Below are 3425 nucleotides of genomic sequence, written 5' to 3'. Positions count from 1 at the left end.
TGGACGAACTGATTATTTTCGGCATACAATCTCTTTCTCAGCAGTCGGGGCGTAGCGCAGCCTGGTAGCGCACTTGCATGGGGTGCAAGGGGTCGTGAGTTCGAATCCCACCGTCCCGACCAATGAATTCAATGGGTTAGCTCTCACAAGGAGCTAGCCCATTGGCCTTTTCAGGGCTTGTTTTCTGCCTGCAGGCCCCATGCGACCAGCTGGCCGCGTGGGCAGTTCAATGCGCGCCAGCTTGAAACCAGCGTCCGATCAGCGCCCGCTCGTCGTCGGTGATCTGCGTCGCGTTGTTCATCGGCATGACCTTGAGCACGACAGCCTGCTGGTAGAGCGCCTGCGCGTTCTGCCGGATCAGCTCGGGTGTGTGCAGCTGGATGTTCTTGTTCTGCACCTGCGCGTTGTGGCACATCACGCAACGCTGGTTGACGACGGCCTGCACCTCGGCAAATGTCACCTCGGCGCGGGGCTTGGTCGCGTTCGCCGACGGCTTCGGTGCGAGCCACACGGCCAGCGCGACGAGGATCAGCGTGCCAGCCATGGCATGCGCCCACGACACCGGTTTGCCCTGCGCGAGCTGCTTGTGGCGTGCGACGAAGCTGTGGCGGATCAGTGCGCCAGCCAGCATGAACAGCACCAGCACCAGCCAGTTGTGCGGCGCCTGGTAGAGCCAGCCGTAGTGGTTCGACAGCATCGCGATCAGCACCGGCAGCGTGAAGTAGGTGTTGTGGACGCTGCGCTGCTTGGCGCGCTGGCCGTGGATGGCTTCGACCGGCTGGCCTGCCCGCAGTTGCGCGACGACGGTGCGCTGGCCAGGGATGATCCAGAAGAACACGTTGGCGCTCATCGATGTGGCCATCATCGCGCCCACCAGCAGGAAGGCGGCGCGCCCGGCGAACAGCTGGCAGGCCAGCCATGCCGCGAACACGACAAACACGAACACCCCCGTGCCGACGATCAAATCGCCGTTCTTCTTCTGTCCGAAGGCGCGGCAGATCACGTCATAGACGACCCAGAACGTGGCGAGGAAGCCGAGCGCTGTGCCGATGGCGGCCATGGGTGACCAGTCGTGGACGCTCTTGTCGATCAGGAAGGTGCCCGCGTTGAACAGGTACAGCGCCGTGAACAGCCCGAAGCCCGTCAGCCAGGTGGAATAGCTTTCCCAGTAGAACCAGTGCAGGTGCTCGGGCAGTTTCTTCGGCGAGACGAGGTATTTCTGCGGGTGGTAGAAACCGCCGCCGTGGACGGCCCAGAGTTCGCCGCCGACGCCCTTGTCGCGCAGGGCGGGGTCTTCGGGCGGCGTCAGGCTGTTGTCGAGAAAGACGAAGTAGAACGACGAGCCGATCCAGGCGATCGCCGTGATGACGTGGACCCAGCGCAGCAGCAGGTTGGCCCAGTCGAGCAGATAGGGGGCATAGGCTTCCATCGCGTCACGATCCCCGGTAAGTCGAATACGCCCACGGGCTGACGAGCAGCGGGACGTGATAATGGCCGTTCACATCGGCCAGCCCGAATTCGATGGGCACCTCGTCGAGGAAGGCCGGCTCGGGCAGCGCCACGCCGCGGGCACGGAAATACGCCGCCACCGCGAACACCAGCCGGTAACGCCCGGCCACCATCGCGTCCGTGCCGAGCAGCGGGCCGTCGGGGTTGCGGCCGTCGTCGTTGAGCGTGAGCGTGCGCAGTGATTCGATGCAGCCGTCGGGCAGCAGCCGCTCCAGCCGCACCGCCATGCCCGCCGCCGGGCAACCGTTCATCGTGTCGAGCACATGGGTGCTGAGGCGTCCCATTGCGGTCCTTTGCTTGTTGAAATGGTTGAAATGGTGTGGAATTGGCAAAAGTGTATACACTTTGGGATACACGTCAATCGCGTTGCACCATGACTTCACTCACTTCCCGCGCTCCTCGCTATCCCCGCGATCTGATCGGCCATGGCCGCCACCCGCCACACGCGCAGTGGCCGGGACAGGCACGGGTTGCCGTGCAGTTCGTGCTGAACTACGAGGAGGGTGGCGAGAACTCGGTGCTGCACGGCGACGCGGGCAGCGAGCAGTTCCTCTCCGAGATGTTCAACCCGCCCGCGTTCGCGGCGCGGCACCTGAGCATGGAGGGCATCTACGAATACGGCGCGCGCGTCGGCGTCTGGCGCCTGCTGCGGGAGTTCGAGCGGCGCGGCCTGCCGCTGACGGTCTTCGGCGTGTCCACGGCGCTGCAGCGTTCGCCCGAGGTGACAGCGGCGTTCCGCGAGCTGGGCCACGAGATCGCCTGCCACGGGCTGAAGTGGATCCACTACCAGAACATCGACCCGGCCACCGAGCGTGCCCACCTCGACGAGGCCATGGCGATCATCGAGCGGCTGACCGGCGAGCGCCCGCTCGGCTGGTACACCGGCCGCGACAGCCCCAACACGCGCCGCCTCGTCGCCGACCATGGCGGCTTCACCTACGACAGCGACTACTACGGCGACGACCTGCCGTTCTGGCTGCAGGTGCGCAAGACCGACGGCGCGCTCGCCCCGCACCTCGTCGTGCCGTACACGCTCGACTGCAACGACATGCGCTTCGCCCTGCCGCAGGGCTACAGCCACGGCGACGAGTTCTTCCAGTACCTGCGCGATGCCTTCGACGTGCATTACGCGGAAGGCGACGAGCGGCCGTCGATGATGAGCATCGGCATGCACTGCCGCCTGCTCGGCCGGCCGGGGCGGATGCGGGCGCTGCAGCGCTTCCTCGACCATGTGCAGGCGCATGACCGCGTCTGGGTCTGCCGCCGCATCGACATTGCCCGCCACTGGCAGCAGGCGCACCCGTTCAACGCCGACACCGCCTTCGTGTGGGAATGACCACCATGCCCTTGACGATCGACCAACTCAACGCTGCCACGCCTGCCGAACTCCGCGCACTGCTGGACGGCATCTACGAACACTCGCCCTGGATCGCCGAACGCGCCGCCGCGCTGCGACCCTTCACGAGCCTCGCCGGACTGAAACACGCGCTGGTCACCGTCGTGCGCGACGCAGGCACCGGGCCGCAGCTCGCGCTGATCCGCGCCCACCCCGAGCTGGCGGGCAAGGCGATGGTGTCGAAGACGCTCACGGCGGAATCGACGAACGAGCAGGGCAAGGCGGGCCTCACCGACTGCACGCCCGCCGAGTTCGCGCAGTTGCTGCAGCTCAACACCGACTACAACGCCAAGTTCGGCTTCCCCTTCATCCTGGCCGTGCGGGGCCCGCGTGGGCTGGGACTGGGGCGGCACGAGATCATCGCCACCTTCGCCCGCCGCCTGGGCAATCCGATGGACTTCGAGCGCGAGGAGTGCCTGCGCAACATCCACCGCATCGCCGAGATCCGGCTGAACGACAAGTTCGGCGTGTCGCCCGAGCTGGGCAACCGGGTCTGGGACTGGGCCGAGCAGCTCGCGCA

At 66.1% G+C, this 3425-nt stretch carries 4 protein-coding genes and 1 tRNA gene; 3 read left to right on the top strand and 2 right to left on the bottom strand.

From position 1 onward, the window contains the following. The first annotated feature begins 45 nt into the window (after nt 1-45). A tRNA-Pro gene (locus AB3X43_RS05145) sits at nt 46-122 on the top strand. 104 nt (nt 123-226) lie between these two features. On the opposite strand, the gene AB3X43_RS05140 is transcribed toward AB3X43_RS05145, so the two are convergent. Together AB3X43_RS05140 and uraH are read right to left on the bottom strand one after the other, a co-directional pair. Further along, complete coding sequence (locus AB3X43_RS05140; RefSeq protein WP_369428796.1) at nt 227-1429, bottom strand: urate hydroxylase PuuD; 1203 nt, start codon at nt 1427-1429, stop codon at nt 227-229. Between the two features lie 4 nt (nt 1430-1433). Next, nucleotides 1434-1793, bottom strand: coding sequence for a hydroxyisourate hydrolase (gene uraH, locus AB3X43_RS05135; protein WP_369428795.1), 360 nt, complete (start codon nt 1791-1793; stop codon nt 1434-1436). A gap of 89 nt (nt 1794-1882) precedes the next feature. Here uraH and puuE point away from each other — a divergent pair, with 89 nt between their 5' ends. Both puuE and uraD read left to right on the top strand, forming a co-directional pair. Next, complete coding sequence (puuE, locus tag AB3X43_RS05130) at nt 1883-2845, top strand: allantoinase PuuE (protein WP_369428794.1); 963 nt, start codon at nt 1883-1885, stop codon at nt 2843-2845. Nucleotides 2846-2850: 5 nt separating this feature from the next. Next, a partial coding sequence (gene uraD / locus AB3X43_RS05125; RefSeq protein ID WP_369428793.1) for a 2-oxo-4-hydroxy-4-carboxy-5-ureidoimidazoline decarboxylase occupies nt 2851-3425 on the top strand: 575 nt, incomplete at its 3' end.

Origin of the sequence: Sphaerotilus sp., assembly GCF_041083715.1 — a bacterium.
Lineage (GTDB): Bacteria > Pseudomonadota > Gammaproteobacteria > Burkholderiales > Burkholderiaceae_C > Sphaerotilus.
The sequence above is the reverse complement of the archived record's forward strand: the minus strand, read 5'-3'. Positions and strand labels throughout refer to the sequence as shown.

Bases quoted from the DNA above. Each gene is read 5' to 3' on its own strand.
- uraH (WP_369428795.1), bottom strand. From the start codon at position 1,793: ATGGGACGCCTCAGCACCCATGTGCTCGACACGATGAACGGTTGCCCG.
- puuE (WP_369428794.1), top strand. From the start codon at position 1,883: ATGACTTCACTCACTTCCCGCGCTCCTCGCTATCCCCGCGATCTGATC.
- AB3X43_RS05140 (WP_369428796.1), bottom strand. From the start codon at position 1,429: ATGGAAGCCTATGCCCCCTATCTGCTCGACTGGGCCAACCTGCTGCTG.